The following is a 24,543-nucleotide window of genomic DNA, read 5'->3' on the forward strand; positions in this document are numbered from 1 at the left end:
CGAATACAGAAATGAAACAATCCAAAGAAATAAAAAGTTTTTTTTACGGACAATATTTCGCTGAAGGGCTGCGTATCACCATAGGAAGCATTATTCCTGTTGTCGTGTGCGCGCTGCTGGATCAGCTTTTTGTTGGCACGCTAATTTCTTTGGGCGCATTACTTGTAGGTTTATCCGACACGCCGGGACCACCTCATCATCGTCGCACCGGTATGCTGGCCTGTCTTGGTGTTTGCTTGTTTACATTTTTAGTAACCATCTCGGTCAATAACTCTTTTATTTTGATGGGCGTTGTGCTCGCCATTATTTCCTTTTCGTATTCCATGTTTGGCGTATTCAATGCTCGGGCTGCGACGGTTGGTGCGATGGGTATTTTGATGATGCTTATTCACATCGAAGGTGAATATACGCTGAAAGAAGAAATGCAATTTATTCTCTTTTTTATCATCGGCGCCGTTTGGTACATGATAGTGAGTTTTTCTTTCAACAAGATCCAACCTTATCGGCTGGCACAACAAGAATTGGCAGAATCCATCCGCCATGTTGCCGAATTTCTGCGTTTGCGTGCTAATTTTTACAACGTAAAAACAGATCACAATCAGAATTATTTAAAAATTATCGAGAAACAGATCGAGGTACATCAGCACCAAGAAAATGTGCGTGAACTGCTTTTTCGCAGCAAAAGATCTGTAAAGGATACTACAAAATTAGGCCGCTTGCTGATCTTGGTTTTTAACGATATCGTTGATCTGTATGAGCAGAGCATGACGACTTATTATGATTACGATGCCATTCGCAAAATGTTTAATGATACTGGAGTGCTGCATCATTTTCGCTATGTCGTTGTCAAACTTACACATGAGCTAGATCATTTTGCGTATCAGATCAATGCTAATCAGATGCCGCGCCCTATGCACGATTTTACAAAGGATATCGAGCACTTACGCTTCAAAGTCGAGCAGATTGACAAGAACTATGATCGGAATACCATACCGCTAAAGAAGGTAATCGTGAACATTCGAAAAATGGTTGCGCTGATCAACAATATGTATAATTACAGTCAGGTCAATGCCTCATCCATCATAAAAGAGGAAATAGATGATGCAAGCAAGTTTATCCAAACTTCGCACATAGACTGGAAAAGCTTTAAAAGCAATTTATCGAAAGATTCTTCGATTTTTAGGCATGCGGTGCGCATGGCTATCGTCATGACGGTGAGCTATTTTGGCATGCATTTTCTCAATTTTAATGATAAGGGCAGTTTTTGGGTACTATTGACGATTTTGGTCATCCTAAAACCGGGATTTGGACTTACTAAGGAACGCAATGTGCAACGATTGATGGGCACCGTAATCGGCGGAATTGTCGGTGCGCTCATTTTAATTACCATTCACAATCAAGCTGTACTTTTTGTATTATTGGTCCTATTCTTTCTTATTGCGTATAGCATCTTCAGGATTAACTATATTTTATTTGTGGTCTTCCTAACGCCATATGTACTCATTATGATCAGCTTCACGGGCGTAAATACCTTTGAAATGGCCAAAGAGCGCATATTCGACACATTTATTGGCGGAATGGTAGCTTTCTTATCGAGCTATATTATATTCCCCAACTGGGAAAGTACAAAAATCAAAGAAACGATATACAAATTGCTCGTAGCCAATTTCGTTTACTTAGAGCAGGTAGCTAAGATGTTTACTGATGAGCCAATCAATATCACAGAATACAAATTGGCACGCAAGGAACTGTACATTGCGTCAGCAAATATGGGATCTACCTTTCAGCGAATGTTGACAGAACCCAAATGGCGACAAAAGAATACCAAAGATGTCAATCGGTTCGTGATTCTGAATCACATCTTTTTCTCCTATTCTGCTTCGCTGTTTACAGAAATAGATAAATCGAGCAATCTGCACATTTCTAATAACCAATATGACCTGTTGAAGCGGACGGCTTTCAATCTGTATCGTCTTATTCAGCGATTTGAGGAATATGAAGCACCCGTAGATTGGACAACAAATTTCCAGGGATCATTGGATGAAGATGAGAATCATGAAGATTCCAAACTCATCACAGAACAATTGCAGTTCTTATTGAAGATATCAAACGATTTACCTGTAGCAACGGATGACGCGATCAAGAGAGATGCTATGAAGTACGACAAGGAAATGGAGGTAACACATGCATAAGAAGATTTATGATGTACTGATTATCGGCGGAGGGCCAATTGGCTTGGCTTGTGGCATCGCTGCGAAAGAGAATAATTTTTCGCACATCATCTTGGAAAAGGGTTGTTTGGTCAATTCCTTATACAATTACCCGGTGAATATGACTTTCTTCTCTTCTGCCGAAAAGCTAGAAGTAGGGAGAATACCCTTCGTCACGACGAATCCGAAACCAAAACGAGCAGAAGCATTAGAATATTACCGCCGGATCGACAGTAATTTCGATCTTAATACGCACTTGTTCGAAGAAGTGCGCGATGTGATCAAAGATCAAGATACTGGCCTGTTTACCGTAAGCAGTTCTCGATCTGCCTATCTGGCTAAACATGTCATCGTAGCGACTGGATTCTATGATATCCCGATGCAGATGAACATTCCAGGTGAAGATCTTCCCAAGGTTCGGCATTATTATGATGATCCACATTACTACGCCAAACAAAATGTGGTAGTTATTGGCGCGAGCAATTCCTCTATCGATGCTGCTTTAGAAACCTATCGCAAAGGCGCAAATGTCACGTTGGTGATTCGGCGTAGCGAGATTAGCCCGCGGGTCAAATATTGGGTACGACCGGATATCGACAATCGATTGGCTGCCGGCGAAATTCAAGTGTATTTTGAAAGCTGTTTGTCAGAAATTTCGGAGCATGCCGTAAAAATCAGAACACCACAAGAGGAAATCGAAATAGAAAATGATTTTGTGTTGGCTCTAACAGGTTATCGGCCAAATTTCGCATTCTTAGAACATATTGGGGTTGAAGTTCCCGAAGATGGTGCGCGTATACCGCAGCATAATGATGCGACCATGGAGACGAATATCGATGGATTGTATCTAGCTGGCGTGGTTTGCGGCGGACTTAATACACATCTATGGTTTATTGAAAACTCACGCGTGCATGCTGACCTAATTATAAAAGATATCGCCAATAAATTAGCACTTCTTTAGTCCGTTAAGAAAGATAGCAGCTAATCTCTTCTGCATAGTCAACATTTGCAATACTTCCTCTTTTGTAGGCGGCGTGAAAATCGCTTTGAAGTCCTTCAGCAATCCTAATCGCATCCCTAAGATAGATACCAAGAATATACGCGCTGTCTCCTCCTCATCGTCCATTTCAATTTCGCCATTGGCGACACCAATCTGTAGCAAGCGCACAAATTGTTGCAGTTCTTTCTCAAATATTTTTGGAATGAGATCTTGTAGATCGGAAGGAATATCAAATCGAAAAGAATACGCATCAGCAAATACATTATAATAATCATTTAAAAAATGCATACGTTCTTCCAACAACGCATTGGTCACTGCAGCCACCTTTCCTCCGCGCGCAATAATAGCATCTCCTCGATCCAACAATTCGTCGAGCAAGTGATTCCACACGGCAGCATACAGATTATTCTTATCCGGAAAATAGTAATAGAGTAGTGCTTTAGAAAATGCCAAGTCTTTGGCAATCTCTGCCATCGTAGTTTTTGCCATGCCAAAATGGGAAAATCTGCGCAAAGCGGATTCAATAATTTTAACGCGTTTTGCATCAGCACTCTTCATAGTCTTTCTTAGTTTTTTTAGCTTATAAGTATCACAATGGGTATATTTACCTTTGGAATATTAAAGGTAAATCTTTTCTTTGATTTTTCCGTACAATTAGTCAAATATGGGTATACAGATTTTGGAAAACGCGGCGCTGGATCATATCAACACCTTTCGAATTTCGGCATCCGCTGATCGTTACGCAAAGATCACCAAAGAGACAGAGCTTATAGCATTATACAACCAAGGCTTATTTGCAGCACCTTTTTTTGTGTTGGGCGGTGGTAGCAATGTCTTATTCACCCAAAATTATGAGGGATTGATTGTACACATGGTCATAACAGGCAAACAGCATTTCATCGAAGGCAATTATGTGTACGTCACTGCTGCCGGCGGAGAAGTGTGGAACGACTTGGTTTGGTATTGTATAACACATCAATTCCCAGGTTTGGAAAACATGGCATTGATCCCTGGATCCGTTGGCGCTTCACCCGTTCAGAATATTGGTGCTTATGGTGTAGAGTTAATGGATGTATTCTATTCTTGTAGAGCGTTTGATACAATGACGGGCGAATATGTCACATTCGACAAAGAAGCTTGTGGCTTCTCTTATCGCGACAGCATCTTCAAGACAGAATATAAGGGCAGGTACATCATCACCTCAGTAACTTACAAGTTGCACCTCAACGCCGCAAAAAATACATCTTACGGCGCGATACAAAGCGAATTAGAACTACGCGCTATTAGCAACCCGACGATTCGCGATATTGCGGAGGTGGTATCACACATTCGCGTAGAGAAACTTCCAGATCCAAGTATGATTGGTAACGCCGGCAGTTTTTTCAAAAACCCCATTATTTCAGCATCCGCTTTTGACATGCTGATGAAAAAATTTCCCAATGCTGTTTACTATAGTTTGCCAAATCAGGAATACAAGATTGCAGCAGGCTGGCTTATCGAACAATGTGGATGGAAAGGCAAGCAAATCGGTCAAGTGCTGATATGGCCAAAACAGGCACTCGTAATGACAAATGCTGGAAAGGCCTCCGGATCTGAAATTTATGCAGTATCCGAAGACATTATACAAGATGTTGACTCCAAATTTGATATTTCTCTTGAACGCGAAGTCAATATTCTATAATTAATTATTTTTTTTGATAAAAAAATGTTAAAGGGCTTAATTGCTCCTAAATCATCTGCTAAGCCCGAAAATAAATACTTTTTGACCGGATATTAACACCTGATCGCCCCCAATTTCTACTTATAAAACCGGTAACTATTCATTTTTGCACGGTATTTGTTTTTACCCTAGCAACCGTGTGCTTCATTGCGCTAGCGATATATTTAGAATGCTATGCCATTCGTGTATCGCTGAGGTTAGTCGTTTAAAATCACACATTTAATAAACACATAAATAACCAGTAGTATGAACAAGTTAGAATTTAATACACTCGTAATACAACATTCGGATTCGCTGAAATCTTACGCGAGAAACTTCACGAAAGACGGTGACGATGCTAACGATTTAGTTCAGGATACGTTATTGAAAGCCGTTACTTATTTCAAAAACTTCCGTGAAGGTACCAACCTAAAAGGCTGGTTGTATACTATCATGAAAAATACGTTTATTAATAATTATAGACGGGTTGTCAAAACAAACTCTTTCATCACCAAAGAAGAAGAAATCAGCAATGCCAATCTAGTGGTGTCTGCTACGCACAATAAAGGCGAAAATAAATTCATGATGGAAGACATCAATAGTGCCTTAGGAAAGCTGAGTGAAGAGTATTATATCCCGTTCACCATGTACTACGAAGGGTATAAATATCATGAAATTGCCGTACATTTGGCGATTCCGATTGGTACTGTAAAGACTCGTATCCACGTAGCACGTAAAACCATGAAGAAGAGCTTAAACGCCTACAGCTAATAAATGACAGACAGCCTACCCTCATTCAGTAAAAGCATGCTGGCTCGCCGCAATGGCCAAGACAGGCCGGAGATATGGGTAGCCTATCAAGGAGTTATTTATGATGTCAGTGTAAGTAGGCTTTGGAAAAACGGCAAACATTACGAACATTGGGCTGGTCAAGACCTGACCGATGAACTCAAAGATGCGCCGCATTCCAGTAAAGTATTCGAAAGATTCCCCGCCGTCGGGATTCTAGCTATATAGAAATAGGGAGTAAATGATATACTCCCTATTTTATTTCAAATTTAGCAAGCGCCACAAACTGCTCAATTCTGTGCGCAATTTCTTCTTTATTTAACTGTTGCAATTTTTCCGTACCAAACTTCTCGACACAGAATGAAGCCAACGCCGATCCATAAATGACGGCATTCTTCATATTGTGGAAATTGACCGATTGCACATGGGCTAAATAACCTATGAAACCACCCGCAAAAGAATCACCTGCTCCCGTTGGATCAAAAACATCTGCCAGAGGCAATGCTGGAGCTGAAAAGATCTGTCCTTCGCCGAATAATAATGCGCCATGTTCCCCTTTTTTGATAATCAAATAAGATGGACCCATCTGCAGAATCTTTTCTGCTGCTTTGACCATAGAATACTCGCCAGACAACTGCCGGGCTTCTCCGTCATTAATGGCTAAAACATCAACTCGCTTAAGAACCGTTTTTAAATCTTCCAGAGCTACGTCCATCCAATAGTTCATGGTATCCATCACGACTAGTTTTGGGGCTGCTGCGAGGCGATCTAAGACAGCCATTTGCACTTTAGGCATCAAGTTGCCTAACAAAAGATATTCGCAATCTTGGAACGAGGCCGGAATCTTCGGATCAAAGCCGGCTAGCACATTGAGTTCTGTCGTCAATGTATCCCGGCTATTCATATCCACATGATACTTTCCAGACCAGAAGAAAGTTTTTTGATCGTCTACGATTTCAATGCCATCAATATCAATTCCTTTCGCAGTGAGGATATCTAGATTATCTTTTCCAAAATCTCCTCCAACTGTACCAATCAATTTCACCTCATTGTACAAATAAGAGGCCGCTAAGCCTGCAAATGTGGCCGCTCCCCCCACAACCTTATCCGTCTTACCAAAAGGCGTCTCAATCGCATCAAATGCTACCGAACCAACGATCACTAAACTCATGTCTATCCCGTTTTAAAAATAAGTTCAAAAAAAAATGCCGACAATTATTTGCCGGCATTTAACGAGTGCTCCTGAAGCTGGGCTCGAACCAGCGACCCTCTGATTAACAGTCAGATGCTCTAACCAACTGAGCTATTCAGGAATATCCTTCTTAAGAGCGTTACCCCTCTAAAGCGGTACAAAATTAGTAATTGAGAATTAGACTTCCAAATGCTATTTTAAAAAATTGTTCAAATTGAAAATAGGCTGTTTTAGTTCAAACAGCCTATTTTCACGTGTCTCTAAAAAGTGCTCTTGCTAACCATCTTCAGATTAGTATTTGGATGCAGAAATGACCTACTATGCTCAGGAGTTCTTCGTAATGTACAGTCACCTGAATATCTTATGAACATAAAAACACAGTCACTTAAATAAAATAATTTATAATAAAGTTTAATAATGTTTTATTTATTAATAAATTTACAATATTAAAAACTATATTGCCTTTAGAAATAATGCTGTTTTTTTGTAATAGCAGTTGTTTATTCTTCTATCGGACTTGATGGCGGCAGTAGTTACTTGGCTATTTTGACCATGTCTACTCTTCCATATCAGCCCATGAATATGGTGAGATCGCCCCTTTATAGGCACAGTCCGTAACCACCCTAAAGGCAAAAGACTAATTCGATTAGAATACGAATGCTATGAAAGCATGACTCTAAAAGAATTTCGAAATATATGCGAGCAAACAAAGATCGCTTTATGATCAAAATACCGCTGTACATCATCGCATAGGCGTCTTATATTCTGGTAACAGTGCGATCATTATTGCAGTGGCAGATGCACACCGTGATCGGGTATTTGAAGCTTGTAGTTTTCTAATCGAGAGCATAAAAGAAAGAGTTCCTATCGGGAAAAAGGAATTTTTTGACAACGGCGAAGAGTGGGTTTCAGATCGGCTGAGGAGGCGGAGGAATACCACTCTTACCCAAATGAATAGCAGTAAAATGGATACAAAATGGATAAATCCCTATACGCAGCGATAAGAAAGATTGATATTATCAGGCTTCTGAATGGAACAACGTCAAATGTACTAGACGACATCGCCATAGAGGAACCGTTGGAAATACAGATTTCTTTTGACAACGCTATGAAAAGAGAGAAGAAAAACATTTCTGTCACGATGCGGACTCCCGGCAATGACGAGGAACTGGCAGCGGGATTTCTGTATACAGAAGGAATCATTTCCTCACGGGATATCATTCAATCTATACACCATACAGAAAGAATCTGTTCTCGAAATGCAGAAAATGAAATTATCGTAAACTTAGCGCCCGACTTCGTTCCTCAGCTGACAAAAGTCGATCGAAACTTTTACACCACCTCAAGCTGTGGTGTTTGTGGCAAAGGTTCTATTGAATCCATCCGAACAGTGAGTGCTTTTCAGCATCAGAAACGAGAAGCATGGAATATGAAGACAAAAATATTAGGTCAATTACCCGACCGTCTTCGATCAGCGCAAGACAATTTTAGTACGACTGGGGGCATTCACGCTTCAGGAATTTTTGATAAGAATGGGCAGCTCCTCGAACTGAGAGAAGATGTTGGCCGACATAATGCATTGGATAAATTGATTGGTCATGCCCTGATGAATAACCTACTCCCACTTCAGAACACGATTTTACTGCTGAGTGGAAGAGCGAGCTTCGAGCTCATTCAAAAAGCCGCAATGGCTGGTATTGTAGTCGTCGCAGCGATCGGCGCTCCTTCTAGCTTAGCGGTGGATCTAGCAAGGGAATTTGACATCACGCTCATCGGATTTCTAAAAGACAACCGAATGAACGTATACCATCAGGGCAATCAGCACTACTTGGAATAGCATGTCAATTCAACAACCATGATTACTTCGTCTGATCGATAAAAAAATAATATATGAAAATAAGAATAAAAGACAATTCCGTGAGATACCGACTTACGCAGTCGGATGTTCGACAACTAGCTCAAACCGGCTTCATTTGTAATCTCACTAAATTTATCAACAGGACATTTATTTACGCGATCGAATCTGTAGACGATACCGATCTATCAGCGGCATTTGTAGAAAACAGTATTATACTTAAAATGCCCAAAGTGATGATAGAAGCGCTAGACAACACCGATAAAGTTGGTTTTGATGGAGAAAACGGCAAACTAAAGCTCCTTGTTGAGAAGGACTTCACCTGCCTAGATAATACAATAGAAGATCAAAATGATAACTACCCAAATCCAAAATTAATTTAATAGAAAATAATTAATTACATAATTATAATTTATATATTTGATATAATTTATTTTAACAATAACAATATAAGCCATATCAGTTTAATTTTAAAATGACTGATAAACAAAAACGGATACAATACGCCGATTAAATGGATCTAGCATGTAATCCAACCCAAATATTAGTTAATACTTGATTAGGAAGGTTAGTATTTGACGGATACAGCAACTAATACTGATAAAACAGCTCCAAAACTAAATGCTATGGCAGACAAGCGAGATGAGAAAAACACCAAAGAAACCAATGCAGAAAATCCTATTGAACTAACAGGCGATCTGAAAGTCACTCGCCCGAAAAAATCGGCTGCTGGAATGACGGCTCTTGCAGCTTCGCTGGCCGATTTAGTGGAGGAAAAAACATTGATAAGAGGTGGAAAGGCATTATTTCAAATGAACCAATTTGGTGGTTTTGATTGTTCTAGCTGCGCTTGGCCCGATCCCGATGATGATAGATCTGCCTTGGGAGAATATTGTGAAAATGGTGTAAAAGCACTTGCAGAGGAGGCTACATCAAAGAAAGTGACTCCCGAATTCTTTGAGAAAAACTCGGTTTATGAGCTTTCTAAATTAGATGATTATCGGATTGGAAAAATGGGGAGATTAACCGATCCGATGTACTTACCAAAAGGAGGTACACATTATGAGCCTATCAGTTGGGTGGAAGCATTCAAAAAAATTGCGGAACATTTTCATGCACTCGACACTCCGGATGAGGCTGCATTTTATACTTCGGGCAGAACCAGCAACGAAGCCTCTTTCGTTTATCAACTTTTTACAAAAGAACTCGGAACTAACAATATGCCAGATTGCTCGAATATGTGCCATGAGACTTCAGGAACTGGGCTAAGGCCGACGATAGGTATCGGTAAGGGAACCGTAAAATTAGAAGATTTCTATGAGGCAGAGCTTGTCATTATTGTGGGGCAAAATCCAGGCACCAATGCACCAAGAATGCTGAGCGCGCTGCAAAAATGTAAGGAAAACGGAGGGCAAATAATTGCAATCAATCCCCTACCAGAAACTGGATTAATGGGCTTTAAAGATCCACAAGAAATAAAAGGATTAATTGGGGGAGGCATAAAATTAGCAGATCTCTACCTCCCAGTCAAGATTAATGGTGATATGGCATTGCTGAAAGCCCTAGAGATATTGCTTTTGGAACTTGAAGAACAATCCGCTGGCCATGTGTTGAATCGCAAATTCATAGCGGAGAAAACGATAGGATACGAGGACTTCGTGAGAGAATTGGGTCAGTACAATTTAGAATTTCTAGCGGAGCAGTCTGGCGTATTGCTATCTCAACTACGTAAAGCTGCAAAAATATTAGCGTCCAAACAACGAATAATAATTTGTTGGGGAATGGGAATTACCCAGCAACCAAATGGCGTAGATATGGTCCGAGAAATGCTAAATATTCTACTGATGAAAGGAAGCATTGGTATCCCTGGAGGAGGAGTGTGTCCAGTGCGGGGTCACAGCAATGTCCAAGGCAATAGAACAATGTTGATCGACGAAAAACCTACGGAAGACCAACTTGACATACTTGAAAAATTTTATGGATTTAAGATGCCACGGAAGCACGGATACGATGTGGTGCGCGCCATCAAAGCGATGCACCAAGAAAAGATTAAAGTGCTCTTTTGCATGGGAGGAAATCTCTTATCTGCTGCGCCAGACACAACCTATACCGCCAACGCATTGCGAAAGTTAGATCTCTTGGTGTCGGTATCTACCAAATTGAATCGAGGCCATTTGGTGCATGCAAAGGAATCAATAATCCTTCCCACGTTCTCTCGTTCTGATTTTGACATCATACATGGAGAACTACAAATCATTAGTACGGAAAATTCTATGGGCGTCGTACAGTCTTCGAAAGGCGTTTTGAAACCTGTTTCTGATAACCTTATCAATGAGATGCAGATTGTTTGCAGACTGGCTATGACCACATTTGGTCAAGGAAGTAAAGTAGATTGGCAGCGTTATCACGACAGCTACGATGCGATAAGAGATGACATCGAACAATGTATTGCTGGATTTGAAAACTATAACGAGCGAATACGACAAAAAGGTGGTTTCTATCTTCCAAATGCAGCAAGGGACGAACAGCGCTTCGCAAAACAGCTTGATTACAAAGCGCCCTTTACCATTACAGAAGTTCCTGAAAATAAATTGGCGGAAGATGAATACATGATGGCGACTACACGTACACACGACCAATTTAACACCACAATTTACGGTCTAGATGACCGCTACCGCGGTGTTTACAACGAACGCCGTGTCATTTTCATGAATAAAATTGACATCGAAAAAGCAGGATTGAAAAATGGTGACAAGGTCGATCTGTTTAATTACGATGATAATGTCACTAGGATTGCACCTTTGTTCGTGATTGTCGAATATGCTATCCCAGAAAAAAACACCATGACCTATTTCCCTGAAACAAATATACTCGTACCAATCAACAATGTGGTGAAAGAAAGTAATATGCCCGCTTCCAAATATGTAAAGATTAAGATCAAAAAACATGATCCCAATATTTACGCGCAAATAGATCAAACACTTGGTAGAAACAACACTCCTGCGAATCTAGAGGTAGAGGACACAGTACTCCACTAACTATAAGAGGAAGGATACGAGTGTTCTTTTTCTAACGCTCGTACCTTTTTTATAAAAAACCAAGCTGAGCTAAAGACCCTAACGTAGAACAGCTATTAACAGCGCAGTTATGCAGATAACAATGCAATAAGGACGTCGATAGATCATTAAGTCCGACAATTAAAAGTGGTCAAACCAACCAAAATTTATGCCTGATAAAACCAATAAAAATCGCTGGCTTATAGCCTTATGTGCCGTAGGAATACACATTTCCATCGGTTCAGTGTACGCTTATTCTGTCATGACTAACCCGGTTAAAGATATTTTTGGGGTAGATGACAGCTTACTCAAATGGTCTTTTAAAATTGCTATTTTCATGCTCGGTTTCTCTGCTGCGTTATTTGGAAAATGGGTAGAAAAAGTGGGGCCCAGAAAGAGTGGCACCGTAGCGGGCATACTGTATGGTGTTGGTATTTTGGGTTCCGGATTTGCTATTCAAATTGGTTCACTTTACTTATTTCTTGCATGCTATGGTTTTATTGGTGGTATAGGTCTAGGAATCGGCTATATCACGCCAGTAAGCACTCTAGTAAAATGGTTTCCAGATAAGCGCGGACTAGCGACAGGAATGGCTATCATGGGTTTTGGCTTTGCCTCGCTTATATTTGGCCCTATTATGCAAAGCCTATTTGAAGGAGTTGGTGTTATTAACGCTTTTTACATTTTAGGAATAGTTTACTTGCTGGTCATCCTGTCGTCCGCTCAATACATGGAAAGACCACCCGAGGGATATCTCCCCAATGCTTATAATCCGGGTGAGGGTAAAAAGGTTAAATCTGATCTATCAAATTTAACCAGAAATGAGGCCGTCAAGACGGTACGTTTTTACTATATATGGATCATGATTTTCATCAATATATCTTGTGGCATAGCGATTATTGCTGCTGCAAGTCCAATGACGCAGGAGTTATTAGGATATAGCGCCATGCAAGCAGCCGCAATTGTGGGCTTAATGGGTGTCTTTAACGGTATTGGTAGAATACTATGGTCGAGTATTTCTGATTATATTGGCCGAGCAAACACCTATATATTATTTTTTTTCTTTCAAATATTAGCCTTTTACTTCCTTCCCTACATCGAAATCGAAATGCTATTCTTAGCCATACTATTTTTGATTCTAACTATGTATGGAGGCGGATTTGCTACATTACCTGCTTTTCTTGGAGATTTATTTGGCACTAAACAGTTAGGAGCTATCCATGGTATGGTATTGACCGCTTGGGGTATAGCCGGCATCGCTGGGCCATCAATCTATGATTATGTACGAGAGCACACAGGATCGTTAACCACGACTTTACAAGTTTTTGCAGGAATGTTTGTCGTTGCGCTAATTATTTCTTTATTAATGAAGGTATCTATCAATAGAGCTCAAAAAGAACAACTTTGATCATAATAGAAAAACTCACACTCGACCTATTTGAATACTTGAAATGAGGAGGTTTAAAAGAAAAATGAAACTAGATGACATCTTAACCGATTTGATCTTTGCCACCTTTCAAAGAGTATATTTCACCTATAACCTCCCTACGTCTGCTGGAGAATACAGAATTTGGCAATGGAGATTACTTTAACGAAACAATGTCGCGATCAGCAATACACCAGCGTTCCTATTCCTAATAATGCCAGATACTGCACAGCCGGACAGCCTATTCTGCCTTCGCCAATCACCAATTCGCGTGCATTTTGTAGTTTTTTCTACGCTACCTCTCCAAAATCCGGCAAGGTGATTTTGGCAAGCATATCATTCAAAGTAATTATCCATGTATTAGTTCTTCACTAGCTATTTATTACTTTCTTCTATGACTTGAAGCTTTTTGGCGCACTTTGTCTGTCGATCTATCTTTCAGCCAATATAGCTTTGGCAATTTCCGCGTCCTTTGGTGTGTTCACATTCATCAAAGAAATATCGTCTAACGGTTTCAATATCAGAATCTCATGATTGAGAAGCACTCTTCGAGGGCAAGTAATGCCTTCTCCGAGAGATTGCAACAGCGCGGTATAACTACACGGTTCCCAAATCGCAATCAGCGGCTCTGGCTTTCCATCAAAAGAACTTTCAAACGTTGTAGCTAATTTGGTATAATCCCGATTGCGCAATAGGAAATCCAGCGTTTTAGCGCTGAGCAACGGTAGATCACAAGCGACTATTAGCCAAGCGCGATCAGGTTGCACACGAAATGCGGATAGCATACCTCCCATCGGCCCCATATTCAAAAACGTATCGGGGAGTGAGTCATAACTTTGATTGATTTCAGAAACCTGCTCTAAGCGACAAGAGATATAGACTTGCTCGCAAAAATACTGCAACAAATCCGCTGCAAAATATCTTTGCTCTTTCCCATGCCAGTGTATCCTATCTTTTGCGGTTCCCATACGTTCACTTTTACCACCAGCGAGTATTAAGCCATTAACCATCGGAATATTATTCTCTGTTGAAATCATTCTTCCCTCCCGACTTTTCGATCAAACATATTTCTTTAATAATCATATTGTGGCTCAACGCTTTGCACCTATCGTATATTGTAAGTGTGGCTACGTTAGCACCAGTCAAGGCATCGATCTCCACACCTGTCTCGGCTTAGGCAAGTAATCATATTTTCCCATAAAGACACCTCCGATCGTGATAATGACGTCGTATTCATGAAAGCTGCTTTCTACCTTCTCCTTGATCTTTAAATAATCAGCCGGGAGATGAACGGAATCTGCAAGGATGTTACTTTTAACGCGAAACAGATTGAATCATAATGCCATTTGAACGCCTAAGCGGAGCCGGAGAAGGCACCGTATGTGCATCGAACATTTCATCAGCAGTAGAAATAATGAGAATTTCAGGAAGTTTTTTGACAGAAAGAACCGTTTTTCCGACAGAAGATACTACGCGAATAACCGTAGGCGTTATATTTGATGGTCGTGCACTACTATCTTTCCTTCCGATCTATCACTTCCTGTACCGCGTAAGTTCTACCCCCCCCTTGTTAATTCTACATTCAATCTCGCCCATGCGCATTAAATCTTTCTGAGGTATCCACGAAAGGCCTTTTTCAGACATACAGTACGTACAACGAAGCTTAAGTGATCCCCAACCGAAAATCTGAGATAATTTATCGCTCTTCCAAATCTATCAACCAGCATTTTAAACAACACTATTAATACAAATATAATTACTATTTCTTTAAAATTTATTTAAATAATAAAAGAGATATTTTATTAACAAAAGAAAACATCAAGTGATCCTGCACGCTTTGCGCGAAAGCTACGTTTAGAATTGTTAGATAGGTTTAGTTTTTTGATGACGTATCGTCAAAGCAGATCGGACGAGCATAGTATATTAACAAATAAAGCTGTTTTTCATCATGAAAAACAGCTTTATTTTGTCGCTCCTGAAGCTGGGCTCGAACCAGCGACCCTCTGATTAACAGTCAGATGCTCTAACCAACTGAGCTATTCAGGAATATTGCCCCGTTTGCTTTCGGTGACACAATATTCGGAAGATTTGAGGACTTATCAAAATATTCCCACTCAAAAAATCACAAGTTATTCAGTACCAACCAGAATAATTAATGCACCACATCTTTCAAGATGAGCGAAATGAATGTAAAGTAAATAAACAAGCCCGAAACATCCACCAAAGTAGATACAAAAGGCGCTGATGAGCTTGCAGGATCTGCTCCTAAACGTCGCAGAATGAATGGCAACATAGAACCGATTAATGAACCCCACAACACAATACAAACCAAAGAAAGAGAAACAGCTCCCGCTAGTAATTGCCAGTGATCTCCATAGGAAGCGGTAAAAGCCTGCCAAGCTCCGATGCGCACAAATCCTAAAGCGCCAAGAATGACACCCAATGCTAGTCCCGATAATATTTCCCGTTTCATAACACGCCACCAATCACCGATCGTCACTTCTCCTAAAGCCATAGCTTGAATGATCAACGTCGATGCTTGAGAACCACTGTTTCCTCCACTGGACATAATCAGCGGCACCAAAGCCAAAAGTGCAACCGTTAATCGCGCTTCGTAATGCTCGATTACCGACGCTGTGAATAGTTGTCCCACAAATAGCACCACTAACCAACCAGCCCGCTTTGAGACGAGTTGGAAAATGGAAACATCCATATATGGTTCGTCCAACGCTTCCGTACCACCGAAGCGCTGCATATCTTCTGTATATTCTTCGTTTGCTACCCAAAGGATATCATCAATCGTCACAATACCCAACATGATGTCTTGATCATCGACCACTGGAAGTGCTACACGATTGTTCATACGGAAGATTGTTACAGCCTCTTCTTGTGGGTCGTCCGCATACAATTTGATTAGTCGGTTGTCAATCAAGTTTTCAACGAGATTTTCGGGATCGGCCAACAAAACATCTTTGATCCGAATATCATCTATAAGCTTGCCGTCTCCATCAATGACATACAGCACATCAATTGTCTCAGAAGCCTTACCATATCTCCTAATATGATCAAGTACGCGTGGAATAGACCAATGTGATTTTACTGTGATATAATCGGGCGTCATCAAACGACCAACACTATCTTCTGGATATCCCAAAAGGGATAGGGCTTCTTTACGCTCTTCAGGTGAGAGCAGGATGATGATTCGTTTAACCGCGTCTCCTTTTAGTTCACTTAAAAAAGACGTCCTGTCATCGGGAGGCATTTCATTTATCAACTCTCGAACCTTAGGAGCAGAGAGTTTTTTGATAATCCGTTCTTGCGTAGGAAAGTCAAGAATCCGGAAAACATTGATCGCCCTTTTAATACTTAAGGTTTCTAAAAATAGCGGGCCATGCTCCGGCAGTTCGTCGATGAGTTCCTCGACATCAGATATATTTAAATCATTTAAATAATCCTCCAACGAGAGCATGTCACCTTGTTTGATGAGCAGCTCGATCCGCTCTACCTGCATATCTAGTTCTTCCATAATGCCCTCCTTTTATTAATACCCTACATTGGTGTTGATCTGATAATTTGCTTGCAAAAGTCGGGTATTTTAAGCGGAATCGCTAATTAAATTTTACTGCACATGAAGCTCATTTGGATCATCTCAATCATGAAAAAATACTGCGATTGGCAACCATAAGTTCACTAGCATAAAGACACAATGTCAGTAAAAACTAGTAAACAAAAGAGTTTCCCAACTTTGAATTTTATTTATAAAACCATAATCCCACAAGCATCGAGAAGTCTTGGTTTTGAGACGATCGTTTTTCCATTCAAGCAAATCGGATGAACTGGCTGTTTTTGGATGGCTAACATTTTTTAAGAACCCGATCTTCCATAAAATGCAACGCTGCAGAAATACAATGTGCTATAAATATTGCGAATATCGCTGCACAAATATTTATCACCGATGAGGAATATATCGCAAAATAGTTTAGCTTTATCTTATGATAAATACGAACTATAGAATTGATGATAAAGACAATTTTACAACAGTTTTCACAATAAATTACCAAACACAATAAACATCATAAAACTCTTAATATAAGTTATTTATAATTATTAACTAATCTATTTATACATATATTATAACGTATTTTTACTAAAAAAATTAGCTAATCCATTTTATGCGCAATAAAAATATATATAAAACCCTATTTATCAGATCATTAATATTAATTACATTACTACATAGTTCATATGATATTTTTGCACAGATAATTGACAATGATCAAGTAGATCCACGCATCAAATGGGAGCAATTTAACTTGCCGCACCACAGGGTTATATTCCCGAAAAAATATCGAAAGCAAGCTTCTTCTTTAACACATTATTTGGACAGCATGCGTTATTTTGCGAATGCTGATTTGGGTAGTAATCCTAGAAAGATACCCATTATTCTACATGCTAATCATATCCTTCAAAATGGTTTTGTACAAATGGGGCCGCGAAAAACGGAGTTCTATCCCCTACCTAGTGGTGTAGCTAGCAATGTAGAATGGTTACCCAACTTGGCTCAACATGAGTTAAGACATGTTGCTCAAATGGACAAATTGACAGGTCGTTTGAAAGCACCATTTTTTGAACAATTAGCATTTGCCATGTTCGGCATTCATTTGCCAGCATGGTATTTTGAAGGTGATGCCGTGGCTACCGAAACGCAATTTTCTACTGGTGGACGTGGACGAATGCCCTCGTGGTTTATGCCTCTTCGTGCCAACGAACTGAGTGGTAGGTCTTATACTTTTGACAAAAATATCTTAGGTTCTTTTAAGGACATCACACCATCATTTTATCTCACAGGATACTTGATGAACGTCCATTTGACCAACCAATTTGGTTATGATATTCGATCCAACATACTAGATGAAATGCGTGGAAAACTCTTCCGACCATTCAACTTTTACAAAGCCTTGCACCATAATTCGGGAAGTTATAATAGCCAAAGATTATATCAAAGCACAATTGATTCGATGAAGGCAACTTGGAAAAACGATGCTTTTGGAAAGATTTTAATGAATCCGGTAGCAACACCATCGAGTCGTTATCCCCAAAACTTTATGCTCCCACAATACGATGATGGCAACCTTTTTAGTCTACTCCAAGGACCACAAAAGATCGCTCAAATTGTCAGTATTTCCGAAGGAAAAGCAAAGCATATTGCCTACACAGGACAGCAACTTATGCCCTATTTTCATATCAATAAAGACCTGATCGTGTGGGACGAAGTCCGGAAAAATGCACGCTACGGCAAGAATACTTTTCAAGTTATTCATGTAATGAATTGGAGAACTGGTGCTAAAAGAACGCTTCAACTCAACGATTTTGTGTACACTCCCGTCATATCACATGACAATAGGCAACTTGCTGTCGTGCGTGTGGACCCTGCAGGCCAGAGTAGTTTACAATTATATAATCTAGAGACGGCAACTTTATTAAGCACATTTCATCTTCCAGAGGGCATACATATTCAACAACCTCAATTCCATAGTGATGATCAAAAAATAGTGTGTATCGCAGTTTCTGAGCTAGGAACGAGCTTATTCGAATTGGATATCACAAATGGACAGCACACCCAGATTTTACCGTGGGGCCAACAAACTTTAGAGCGTCCTGTCTATGCTACAGATGATGTTATTTATAAAGCGCACTATAATGAAGTAGACAATATTTACCGCTGGGATCGTAAGAATAAATCGATCCATCAGCTGACTAATGCCTTATACGGTGCATTTAATCCTACGCTCACGACTTCTGAATCGATCGTATTCAATGAGTATACACCCGATGGATATAAGATTGTACAACGGCCTTTCGTCGATTTAGAAGAGGTTACCACGTCTTATATGAAGCCAACAGTATACGATCGCTGGGATCAAAAGACATCTCAGACTGAGCGATCTATTTCGGCGCAGATCGAAACAGACACCACAATTATTAAGCCTTACAATACTTTATCGAGTTTGCTGAATTTCCACAGCTTGTCTATAAGCAGCAATAATTTTGAGAGTCTAGATAATTTTAGACCAGGCATTTTTTGGTTGGCAAACGATTTATTAAATACATCGCAGATTATGCTAGGCTACGAGTATGATACAGATATTCGTAAAAGCATATATAGTGCAGACTTTACTTATGCCAAATATTACCCAAAATTCTCTTTACGCTACGAGAACAGAGGGCAAATTGGTCAAGCTCGCGTGAATGATGGCAGCTTCACTCAGTTTGATTGGAGGGAACATGTTTACTCGGCTAATATTCAGATTCCTTTTTCCATCTATCGTCAACAAATTATTTATAGTTATGGTATGAATTTGGGCACTTCTTATCTAAAGCGTTACGATGTGAATATGCGTTTAAATAACTTTAACGATGAGATCGCTTTTCCATTGAATTACCAAGCATATTTCAATCGCAATATGCGACGCAGTACCATGGATTTGCAACCAAGATGGGGACAAAACTTCAGTATGACTTACCGGCATCTACCATTTGCCAACGAGTCTTTGTCTGGCAATATCCTTTCATTGAGGACGGGATTCTATTTCCCAGGAATTATGCTTAATCATGGCTTGCAAATACGTATGAGCTTTCAACACAAGACAGGCACATACCTGTTCAACAACGACATTCCAGTGGTGAGTGGTTTTGGTTATTTTCCATCTCCTCGAGTAGACAATACGTTGTTGCTTTCATACCGGTTGCCCATCGCGTATCCAGATTGGACTGTAGGACCGCTAGCCTACGTAAAACGTATCCAAGCACGCTTGTTTTCGGATTATCAAAACATGCAAAACTCCGGATTAACTCCTAAAACGTTTGGATTGGGACTATCTGCAGATGTTAATTTCTTACGTTATGTCTTGCCTGATGTTAATATCGGTGTACAAGGGATTTACATCAATGATAATCGGGCATCGCAACGCGTTGTACCTGTTTTCAATCTGAGCTACACCTATTAGCTGCAAACTCTTTACGAAAAAGGCTCATCTGAAATTAATCGGATGAGCCTTTTTTATGAATTTATCTTCTGATCGATTATTCACTCTCAGAGATGGCTTTAACACCAGGAAGTGTTTTACCTTCCATATATTCTAGCAAAGCACCACCGCCAGTACTTACGTAGCTTACATGCTCAGTCATACCGAATTTAGAAACGGCAGCTGCAGAATCACCACCACCGATGAGTGAAAATGCGCCTCTTTCAGTGGCAGCTACGACAGCATCAGCTACTGCACGCGTACCTTTAGCGAATGTATCCATTTCGAATACGCCCATCGGGCCATTCCACAAAAGTGTGTTTGATGCGCTAATCACTTCTGCAAAGTGCTCACCAGATTCTGAACCGATATCCAGACCTTGCTTATCTGCGGGAATAGCATCGTTTGCGCCATTATATACGGCTGCATCATTGGCAAAACGATCTGCGATTTGTGCATCCGTCGGTAGTATCAAGTTTACGTTTTTCTCTTCTGCTTTTTTCACCAAATCGTTAGCTAAATCTAGTTTATCTAGCTCCACTAAAGATTGGCCAATTTCGCCGCCACGTGCTTTTACGAACGTGTAAGCCATACCACCACCGATAATTAGATTATCCACTTTATCCAACAATGCTTCGATCAACTCCAACTTGTCAGAGACCTTCGCCCCACCCATAATTGCAGTGAATGGTCTAGTCGGATTGTTCATCACTTTTTCGGCATTCTCTATCTCTTTAGCCATTAAATAGCCAAATACCTTATTATCTGAAAAATTCTCCGCAATAACGGCGGTCGATGCGTGTGCGCGATGTGCTGTCCCGAATGCATCATTGACATAAACGTCACCCAGTGCAGCTAATTTCTTCGCAAACGCCTGATCACCTTTTTCTTCTTCTTTGTAGAAACGTAAATTTTCTAACAATAATACTTCACCTGCTTTGAGTGCAGCGGCTTTTTCGACCGCTTCACTACCGATACAGTCATTAGCGAACTGCACATCTACACCTACTACTTCCGAAAGGTGTTTTACGATATGCTTTAGCGAGTATTTATCTGTTGGACCTTCTTTTGGTCTTCCTAAGTGGGACATCAAAATCACAGACCCGCCATCTTTCAATATTTTTTGTATCGTAGGTAGAGCACCTTGTATACGGTTATCATCAGTGATGTTAAAATCATCGTCTAACGGCACATTGAAATCCACACGAACAAGGGCTTTTTTCCCTGAAAAATTTAAATCGTCAATAGTCTTCATAGTTCAAACTTTAAGGCCTAAATATACAAAAAAGCAGGTCTTTTAAAAGCTAAAGCCATGTTAATTTAAATGTTCGTTGTAAATAAAACACAAAAAAACCTACAGAAATATTTCTGTAGGTTTCCTTATATAGTCCCACATGCGTGGTGCTAACGGTATGTGTTATGCTTTGTTTGCAACAAGGTTAACTTTGAAGTTGATTTCTTTTGAAATCAAGTCATCTTGTTTGCCTGAGTAATTGACACCCCATTCTGCACGTGTAATGTTGAAATCTGCTTTAACTTTTACAGTAGTTTCTGTAAGCTCTTCTACATCTGCGTCGAAAGTAACGTTTTTAGAAATACCTTTGATCGTCAAGTTACCTGCAATCACCACGTTGTTAGCAGATGAACCTGCAGTAACTTGTGTAATTTGGAAAGTAGCCTCAGGGAATTCTGTTACGTTGAAGAAATCTTCATTTTTCAAGTGACCATCTAAGTTACCTTTGTATTCACCTTCTAAGTCAGTAGAACTGATTGTGTTCATATCCAACACAAAGTTACCGCCAGAGATAGCTTCGTTATCTACCAATAAAGAACCAGATTTAATATCTACTGTACCTTCATGAAATCCAGTTACTTTAGTACCTTTCCAGATTAGAGAAGATTGTGTTGTATCCACATTGTAAGCAGTTCCTACAGATTCGCCTGCTTCTACTGCATCTGCTGTTTCTGCTTTTTTACCTTCTGGATTGCCAGCACATGCCGACAAAATTAACGCAGCTGCAGCTGCTACTACTGTCATTCTATTCATGATTGATCTATTTAATGTTTAAACATCTAGTTTCAACAAAGATAAAAAGTATTCTGTAATAAGTGAAAAAAATCAAAAAATTGCTAATGACCTTGTGGTGAAGCATCTACACGACGAATATCAGCACCTAAAGCTTTCAAACGTTTTTCAATATGCTGGTAGCCACGCTCAATTTGTTCGATATTATGAATCACGGAGGTACCCTGCGCAGACAATGCGGCAATCAAAAGTGATACTCCAGCACGAATATCTGGTGAAGTCATCTCGATACCACGTAAGGTATTTTGTTTGTTCAATCCAATCACCGTAGCGCGATGCGGGTCACATAGAATAATCTGTGCTCCCATATCAATCAATTTATCGACAAAAAATAAGCGGCTTTCGAACATCTTTTGATGAATCAATACATTACCTTTAGCCTGTATAGCGGTAACTAACACAATGCTCAATAAGTCTGGCGTAAAACCAGGCCAAGGCGCATCGGAAATGGTCAAGATAGATCCATCAATAAAGGTATCGATCTCGTAACTCTTTTGTGCAGGTATATAGATATCGTCTCCGCGTAATTCGAATTGTATACCTAACCGAGCAAAAATAGACGGTATAATCCCCAATTCGGCAAAGCAAACGTTTTTGATCGTAAGCTCCGATCCTGTCATCGCGGCTAGACCAATAAATGAACCAATTTCGATCATATCGGGCAACATACGGTGCGTTGTACCGCCCAGCTTCTCAACGCCTTCGATTGTCAGTAAATTAGATCCGATACCAGAGATATTCGCGCCCATACGGTTCAACATCTTACAAAGCTGCTGCAAATAGGGCTCACAAGCTGCGTTATAAATGGTTGTTGTGCCTTTGGCCAACACCGCAGCCATCACAATATTAGCTGTACCAGTAACAGACGCTTCGTCCATTAGGATGTACGTACCTTTTAATTGAGTTGCGTCTACATTGAAAAAGTTCTTTTCAGCATCGTAGTTAAATTTAGCTCCTAGCTTTTCGAAACCCAAAAAGTGCGTATCTAATCTTCTACGGCCAATCTTATCACCTCCCGGTTTTGGAATCGCAGCTTTACCAAAACGAGCCAACAGCGGACCAACGATCATAATAGATCCGCGTAGGCTACCACCTTTTTTCTTAAAATCTTCGGATTGGAAGTAATCGATATTGATATCTTTTGCTTCAAACTCGTAGGTATCTTCATTCAACCGATTGACCGAGACTCCCAAAGCCGCCAATAGATCGATTAACTTATTTACATCTTTAATATCAGGGATATTACTGATCGTGATTTTTTCTGGAGATAGCAAAACAGCAGAAATAATCTGCAATGCCTCGTTTTTCGCTCCTTGTGGAATGATCTCTCCACTCAATGGCTTACCGCCACGTATTTCAAATGCGTTCATAGGTAAAATAGCATTCCATTGTAGAAACAGAAGAGGTAAATTGTGATCTACCTCTTCTATTTTTTACAACTTATTGAAACTTCTTTCGGTTGTTATTGTAATTGCTGTTGTTGTTATTCTTATTGTTGCTGTAGCTTCCGCCGCCGACTTTCTTTTTCATCATCGGTTTCTTACCTCCACCCGTATTTTTCTGATGACTATTCTGCGGGCCGGTGCTGGTAGATTTTGTGCGACTTCCCGGAGGCGCGGATTTGAAATCCAATTTGGTCAACACAGTATCACTTGGCAAAGTAAGAGCTCCTTTAGACAGTTCTTTTAAGTCTTGAATGATGTGCTCATCTGATACAGAATCCTTATTCCAGGAAAGGTAAGCCATCTTCATAAAGTTGGCGATGGATAACGCCATACGTTCCGTATATTCAGGCTCTGGTTGCGCAATCGCTTTGCTAATCATATCCTCTACCGTACGTCCGTAGTGTTTGTAACGAATCCGTTTTTGCGGATATGCTAAGGTTTCTGGCTTTTGTCTAATCTGACCTCTTTCTGGAATGGGGTATGGAGAATCAACATCGATTTTAAAATCAGAAATAATGTATAAATGATCCCACAGCTTGTGCTTGAAGTCAGATACATCACGCAAATGAGGGTTTAATACGCCCATCATATCAATAACGACCTGCGCTAATCGATTGCGCTCTTCACGATCAGAAATCGTGCAGATATAATCGACCATATTTTGCACATTACGCCCATATTCGGCCAATATCAAGTGCGACCGAGTACTATTATAATCAAAATTCATAGTGTTATTTTATATACAAACGTCTGATTATGA

22 protein-coding genes and 2 tRNA genes are annotated in these 24,543 nt (G+C 40.1%); 13 read left to right on the top strand and 11 right to left on the bottom strand.

Going from position 1 to position 24,543, the window contains the following annotated elements:
- Nucleotides 1-11 precede the first annotated feature (11 nt).
- Nucleotides 12-2,192 (top strand): FUSC family protein, encoded by a 2,181-nt coding sequence (locus tag GKO22_RS10410; RefSeq protein WP_166334763.1) that lies wholly within the window; start codon nucleotides 12-14, stop codon nucleotides 2,190-2,192.
- Nucleotides 2,185-3,171: a YpdA family putative bacillithiol disulfide reductase gene (locus tag GKO22_RS10415; RefSeq protein WP_166334765.1), complete on the top strand. Its 987-nt coding sequence runs from the start codon at nucleotides 2,185-2,187 to the stop codon at nucleotides 3,169-3,171. The genes GKO22_RS10410 and GKO22_RS10415 overlap by 8 nt, the downstream gene beginning before the upstream one ends.
- Here the strand turns inward: GKO22_RS10415 and GKO22_RS10420 are convergent.
- Complete coding sequence (locus tag GKO22_RS10420) at nucleotides 3,157-3,768, bottom strand: TetR/AcrR family transcriptional regulator (protein WP_166334767.1); 612 nt, start codon at nucleotides 3,766-3,768, stop codon at nucleotides 3,157-3,159. The genes GKO22_RS10415 and GKO22_RS10420 overlap by 15 nt on opposite strands.
- Before the next feature lie 106 nt (nucleotides 3,769-3,874).
- On the opposite strand from GKO22_RS10420, the gene murB reads away from it, so the two are divergent.
- The 3 genes from murB (at nucleotide 3,875) to GKO22_RS10435 (ending at nucleotide 5,926) form a co-directional block, all read left to right on the top strand.
- Nucleotides 3,875-4,891 carry a UDP-N-acetylmuramate dehydrogenase gene (gene murB, locus GKO22_RS10425; protein ID WP_166334769.1) on the top strand — a complete coding sequence of 339 codons (1,017 nt, stop codon included), beginning with the start codon at nucleotides 3,875-3,877 and terminating at the stop codon, nucleotides 4,889-4,891.
- Nucleotides 4,892-5,176: 285 nt separating this feature from the next.
- A complete protein-coding gene (locus GKO22_RS10430; protein ID WP_116777136.1) occupies nucleotides 5,177-5,680 on the top strand; it encodes an RNA polymerase sigma factor in 504 nt (167 codons plus the stop codon).
- Nucleotides 5,681-5,683: 3 nt separating this feature from the next.
- A complete protein-coding gene (locus GKO22_RS10435; RefSeq protein WP_166334771.1) occupies nucleotides 5,684-5,926 on the top strand; it encodes a cytochrome b5 domain-containing protein in 243 nt (80 codons plus the stop codon).
- A 25-nt stretch (nucleotides 5,927-5,951) separates the two neighbouring features.
- Here GKO22_RS10435 and GKO22_RS10440 read toward each other — a convergent pair whose 3' ends face one another.
- A complete protein-coding gene (locus tag GKO22_RS10440; RefSeq protein WP_166334773.1) occupies nucleotides 5,952-6,869 on the bottom strand; it encodes a PfkB family carbohydrate kinase in 918 nt (305 codons plus the stop codon).
- A gap of 68 nt (nucleotides 6,870-6,937) precedes the next feature.
- Nucleotides 6,938-7,011: transfer RNA gene (locus GKO22_RS10445), tRNA-Asn, on the bottom strand.
- Between the two features lie 480 nt (nucleotides 7,012-7,491).
- Between GKO22_RS10445 and GKO22_RS16880 the strand changes: the two genes are divergently transcribed.
- The 7 genes from GKO22_RS16880 to GKO22_RS16950 all read left to right on the top strand — a co-directional run bounded on the left by GKO22_RS16880 (nucleotide 7,492) and on the right by GKO22_RS16950 (nucleotide 13,602).
- Nucleotides 7,492-7,614, top strand: coding sequence for a molybdenum cofactor biosynthesis protein MoaE (locus GKO22_RS16880; RefSeq protein ID WP_166334926.1), 123 nt, complete (start codon nucleotides 7,492-7,494; stop codon nucleotides 7,612-7,614).
- Nucleotides 7,583-7,894 carry a molybdenum cofactor biosynthesis protein MoaE gene (locus GKO22_RS16885; protein WP_166334928.1) on the top strand — a complete coding sequence of 104 codons (312 nt, stop codon included), beginning with the start codon at nucleotides 7,583-7,585 and terminating at the stop codon, nucleotides 7,892-7,894. The genes GKO22_RS16880 and GKO22_RS16885 overlap by 32 nt, the downstream gene beginning before the upstream one ends.
- Entirely contained in the window at nucleotides 7,867-8,727 is an 861-nt protein-coding gene (gene fdhD / locus GKO22_RS10460; protein WP_166334775.1) for a formate dehydrogenase accessory sulfurtransferase FdhD, read from the top strand. Before GKO22_RS16885 ends, fdhD begins: the two co-directional genes overlap by 28 nt.
- 53 nt (nucleotides 8,728-8,780) lie before the next feature.
- On the top strand, nucleotides 8,781-9,128 hold the full coding sequence (locus GKO22_RS10465; protein ID WP_166334777.1) for a DUF7009 family protein: 348 nt from the start codon (nucleotides 8,781-8,783) through the stop codon (nucleotides 9,126-9,128).
- A 243-nt stretch (nucleotides 9,129-9,371) separates the two neighbouring features.
- Nucleotides 9,372-11,783, top strand: coding sequence for an FdhF/YdeP family oxidoreductase (locus GKO22_RS10470; protein WP_166334779.1), 2,412 nt, complete (start codon nucleotides 9,372-9,374; stop codon nucleotides 11,781-11,783).
- 187 nt (nucleotides 11,784-11,970) lie between these two features.
- Complete coding sequence (locus GKO22_RS10475; RefSeq protein WP_166334780.1) at nucleotides 11,971-13,209, top strand: L-lactate MFS transporter; 1,239 nt, start codon at nucleotides 11,971-11,973, stop codon at nucleotides 13,207-13,209.
- Between the two features lie 168 nt (nucleotides 13,210-13,377).
- Complete coding sequence (locus GKO22_RS16950) at nucleotides 13,378-13,602, top strand: hypothetical protein (RefSeq protein ID WP_166334782.1); 225 nt, start codon at nucleotides 13,378-13,380, stop codon at nucleotides 13,600-13,602.
- 56 nt (nucleotides 13,603-13,658) lie between these two features.
- Here the strand turns inward: GKO22_RS16950 and GKO22_RS10485 are convergent, their stop codons facing one another.
- The 4 genes from GKO22_RS10485 to mgtE form a co-directional block, all read right to left on the bottom strand.
- The gene (locus GKO22_RS10485) at nucleotides 13,659-14,264 is read right to left on the bottom strand and encodes an NTP transferase domain-containing protein (RefSeq protein ID WP_166334784.1); all 606 of its coding nucleotides are present in this window, start codon (nucleotides 14,262-14,264) and stop codon (nucleotides 13,659-13,661) included.
- Complete coding sequence (locus GKO22_RS10490) at nucleotides 14,245-14,388, bottom strand: cyclic pyranopterin monophosphate synthase MoaC (protein ID WP_166334786.1); 144 nt, start codon at nucleotides 14,386-14,388, stop codon at nucleotides 14,245-14,247. Before GKO22_RS10490 ends, GKO22_RS10485 begins: the two co-directional genes overlap by 20 nt.
- 811 nt (nucleotides 14,389-15,199) lie before the next feature.
- Nucleotides 15,200-15,273, bottom strand: a tRNA-Asn gene (locus GKO22_RS10495).
- A gap of 106 nt (nucleotides 15,274-15,379) precedes the next feature.
- Nucleotides 15,380-16,753 (bottom strand): magnesium transporter, encoded by a 1,374-nt coding sequence (mgtE, locus tag GKO22_RS10500; RefSeq protein WP_166334788.1) that lies wholly within the window; start codon nucleotides 16,751-16,753, stop codon nucleotides 15,380-15,382.
- 646 nt (nucleotides 16,754-17,399) lie between these two features.
- On the opposite strand from mgtE, the gene GKO22_RS10505 reads away from it, so the two are divergent.
- On the top strand, nucleotides 17,400-20,234 hold the full coding sequence (locus GKO22_RS10505; protein WP_206367872.1) for a hypothetical protein: 2,835 nt from the start codon (nucleotides 17,400-17,402) through the stop codon (nucleotides 20,232-20,234).
- A 76-nt stretch (nucleotides 20,235-20,310) separates the two neighbouring features.
- Here the strand turns inward: GKO22_RS10505 and GKO22_RS10510 are convergent, their stop codons facing one another.
- The 4 genes from GKO22_RS10510 to GKO22_RS10525 all read right to left on the bottom strand — a co-directional run bounded on the left by GKO22_RS10510 (nucleotide 20,311) and on the right by GKO22_RS10525 (nucleotide 24,510).
- A complete protein-coding gene (locus GKO22_RS10510) occupies nucleotides 20,311-21,507 on the bottom strand; it encodes a phosphoglycerate kinase (RefSeq protein ID WP_166334790.1) in 1,197 nt (398 codons plus the stop codon).
- 162 nt (nucleotides 21,508-21,669) lie between these two features.
- Nucleotides 21,670-22,299: a YceI family protein gene (locus GKO22_RS10515; protein ID WP_166334792.1), complete on the bottom strand. Its 630-nt coding sequence runs from the start codon at nucleotides 22,297-22,299 to the stop codon at nucleotides 21,670-21,672.
- An 83-nt stretch (nucleotides 22,300-22,382) separates the two neighbouring features.
- Nucleotides 22,383-23,708, bottom strand: coding sequence for a UDP-N-acetylglucosamine 1-carboxyvinyltransferase (gene murA / locus GKO22_RS10520; protein WP_166334794.1), 1,326 nt, complete (start codon nucleotides 23,706-23,708; stop codon nucleotides 22,383-22,385).
- Nucleotides 23,709-23,778: 70 nt separating this feature from the next.
- Nucleotides 23,779-24,510, bottom strand: coding sequence for a DUF4290 domain-containing protein (locus GKO22_RS10525; RefSeq protein WP_166334796.1), 732 nt, complete (start codon nucleotides 24,508-24,510; stop codon nucleotides 23,779-23,781).
- Nucleotides 24,511-24,543 lie beyond the last annotated feature (33 nt).

The sequence above is a fragment of the Sphingobacterium chungjuense genome (genome assembly GCF_011316935.1).
GTDB classification, from domain to species: Bacteria; Bacteroidota; Bacteroidia; order Sphingobacteriales; family Sphingobacteriaceae; genus Sphingobacterium; species Sphingobacterium chungjuense.

Coding starts and splice junctions, on each gene's coding strand:
- GKO22_RS10465 (WP_166334777.1), top strand. CDS start 8,781: ATGAAAATAAGAATAAAAGACAATTCCGTGAGATACCGACTTACGCAG.
- GKO22_RS10505 (WP_206367872.1), top strand. CDS start 17,400: ATGCGCAATAAAAATATATATAAAACCCTATTTATCAGATCATTAATA.
- GKO22_RS16950 (WP_166334782.1), top strand. CDS start 13,378: ATGGAGATTACTTTAACGAAACAATGTCGCGATCAGCAATACACCAGC.
- murB (WP_166334769.1), top strand. CDS start 3,875: ATGGGTATACAGATTTTGGAAAACGCGGCGCTGGATCATATCAACACC.
- GKO22_RS10430 (WP_116777136.1), top strand. CDS start 5,177: ATGAACAAGTTAGAATTTAATACACTCGTAATACAACATTCGGATTCG.
- GKO22_RS10510 (WP_166334790.1), bottom strand. CDS start 21,507: ATGAAGACTATTGACGATTTAAATTTTTCAGGGAAAAAAGCCCTTGTT.
- fdhD (WP_166334775.1), top strand. CDS start 7,867: ATGGATAAATCCCTATACGCAGCGATAAGAAAGATTGATATTATCAGG.
- GKO22_RS10485 (WP_166334784.1), bottom strand. CDS start 14,264: ATGATTTCAACAGAGAATAATATTCCGATGGTTAATGGCTTAATACTC.
- GKO22_RS10410 (WP_166334763.1), top strand. CDS start 12: ATGAAACAATCCAAAGAAATAAAAAGTTTTTTTTACGGACAATATTTC.
- GKO22_RS10475 (WP_166334780.1), top strand. CDS start 11,971: ATGCCTGATAAAACCAATAAAAATCGCTGGCTTATAGCCTTATGTGCC.
- murA (WP_166334794.1), bottom strand. CDS start 23,708: ATGAACGCATTTGAAATACGTGGCGGTAAGCCATTGAGTGGAGAGATC.
- GKO22_RS10470 (WP_166334779.1), top strand. CDS start 9,372: ATGGCAGACAAGCGAGATGAGAAAAACACCAAAGAAACCAATGCAGAA.
- GKO22_RS10440 (WP_166334773.1), bottom strand. CDS start 6,869: ATGAGTTTAGTGATCGTTGGTTCGGTAGCATTTGATGCGATTGAGACG.
- GKO22_RS10435 (WP_166334771.1), top strand. CDS start 5,684: ATGACAGACAGCCTACCCTCATTCAGTAAAAGCATGCTGGCTCGCCGC.
- GKO22_RS10415 (WP_166334765.1), top strand. CDS start 2,185: ATGCATAAGAAGATTTATGATGTACTGATTATCGGCGGAGGGCCAATT.
- mgtE (WP_166334788.1), bottom strand. CDS start 16,753: ATGGAAGAACTAGATATGCAGGTAGAGCGGATCGAGCTGCTCATCAAA.
- GKO22_RS10420 (WP_166334767.1), bottom strand. CDS start 3,768: ATGAAGAGTGCTGATGCAAAACGCGTTAAAATTATTGAATCCGCTTTG.
- GKO22_RS10515 (WP_166334792.1), bottom strand. CDS start 22,299: ATGAATAGAATGACAGTAGTAGCAGCTGCAGCTGCGTTAATTTTGTCG.
- GKO22_RS10525 (WP_166334796.1), bottom strand. CDS start 24,510: ATGAATTTTGATTATAATAGTACTCGGTCGCACTTGATATTGGCCGAA.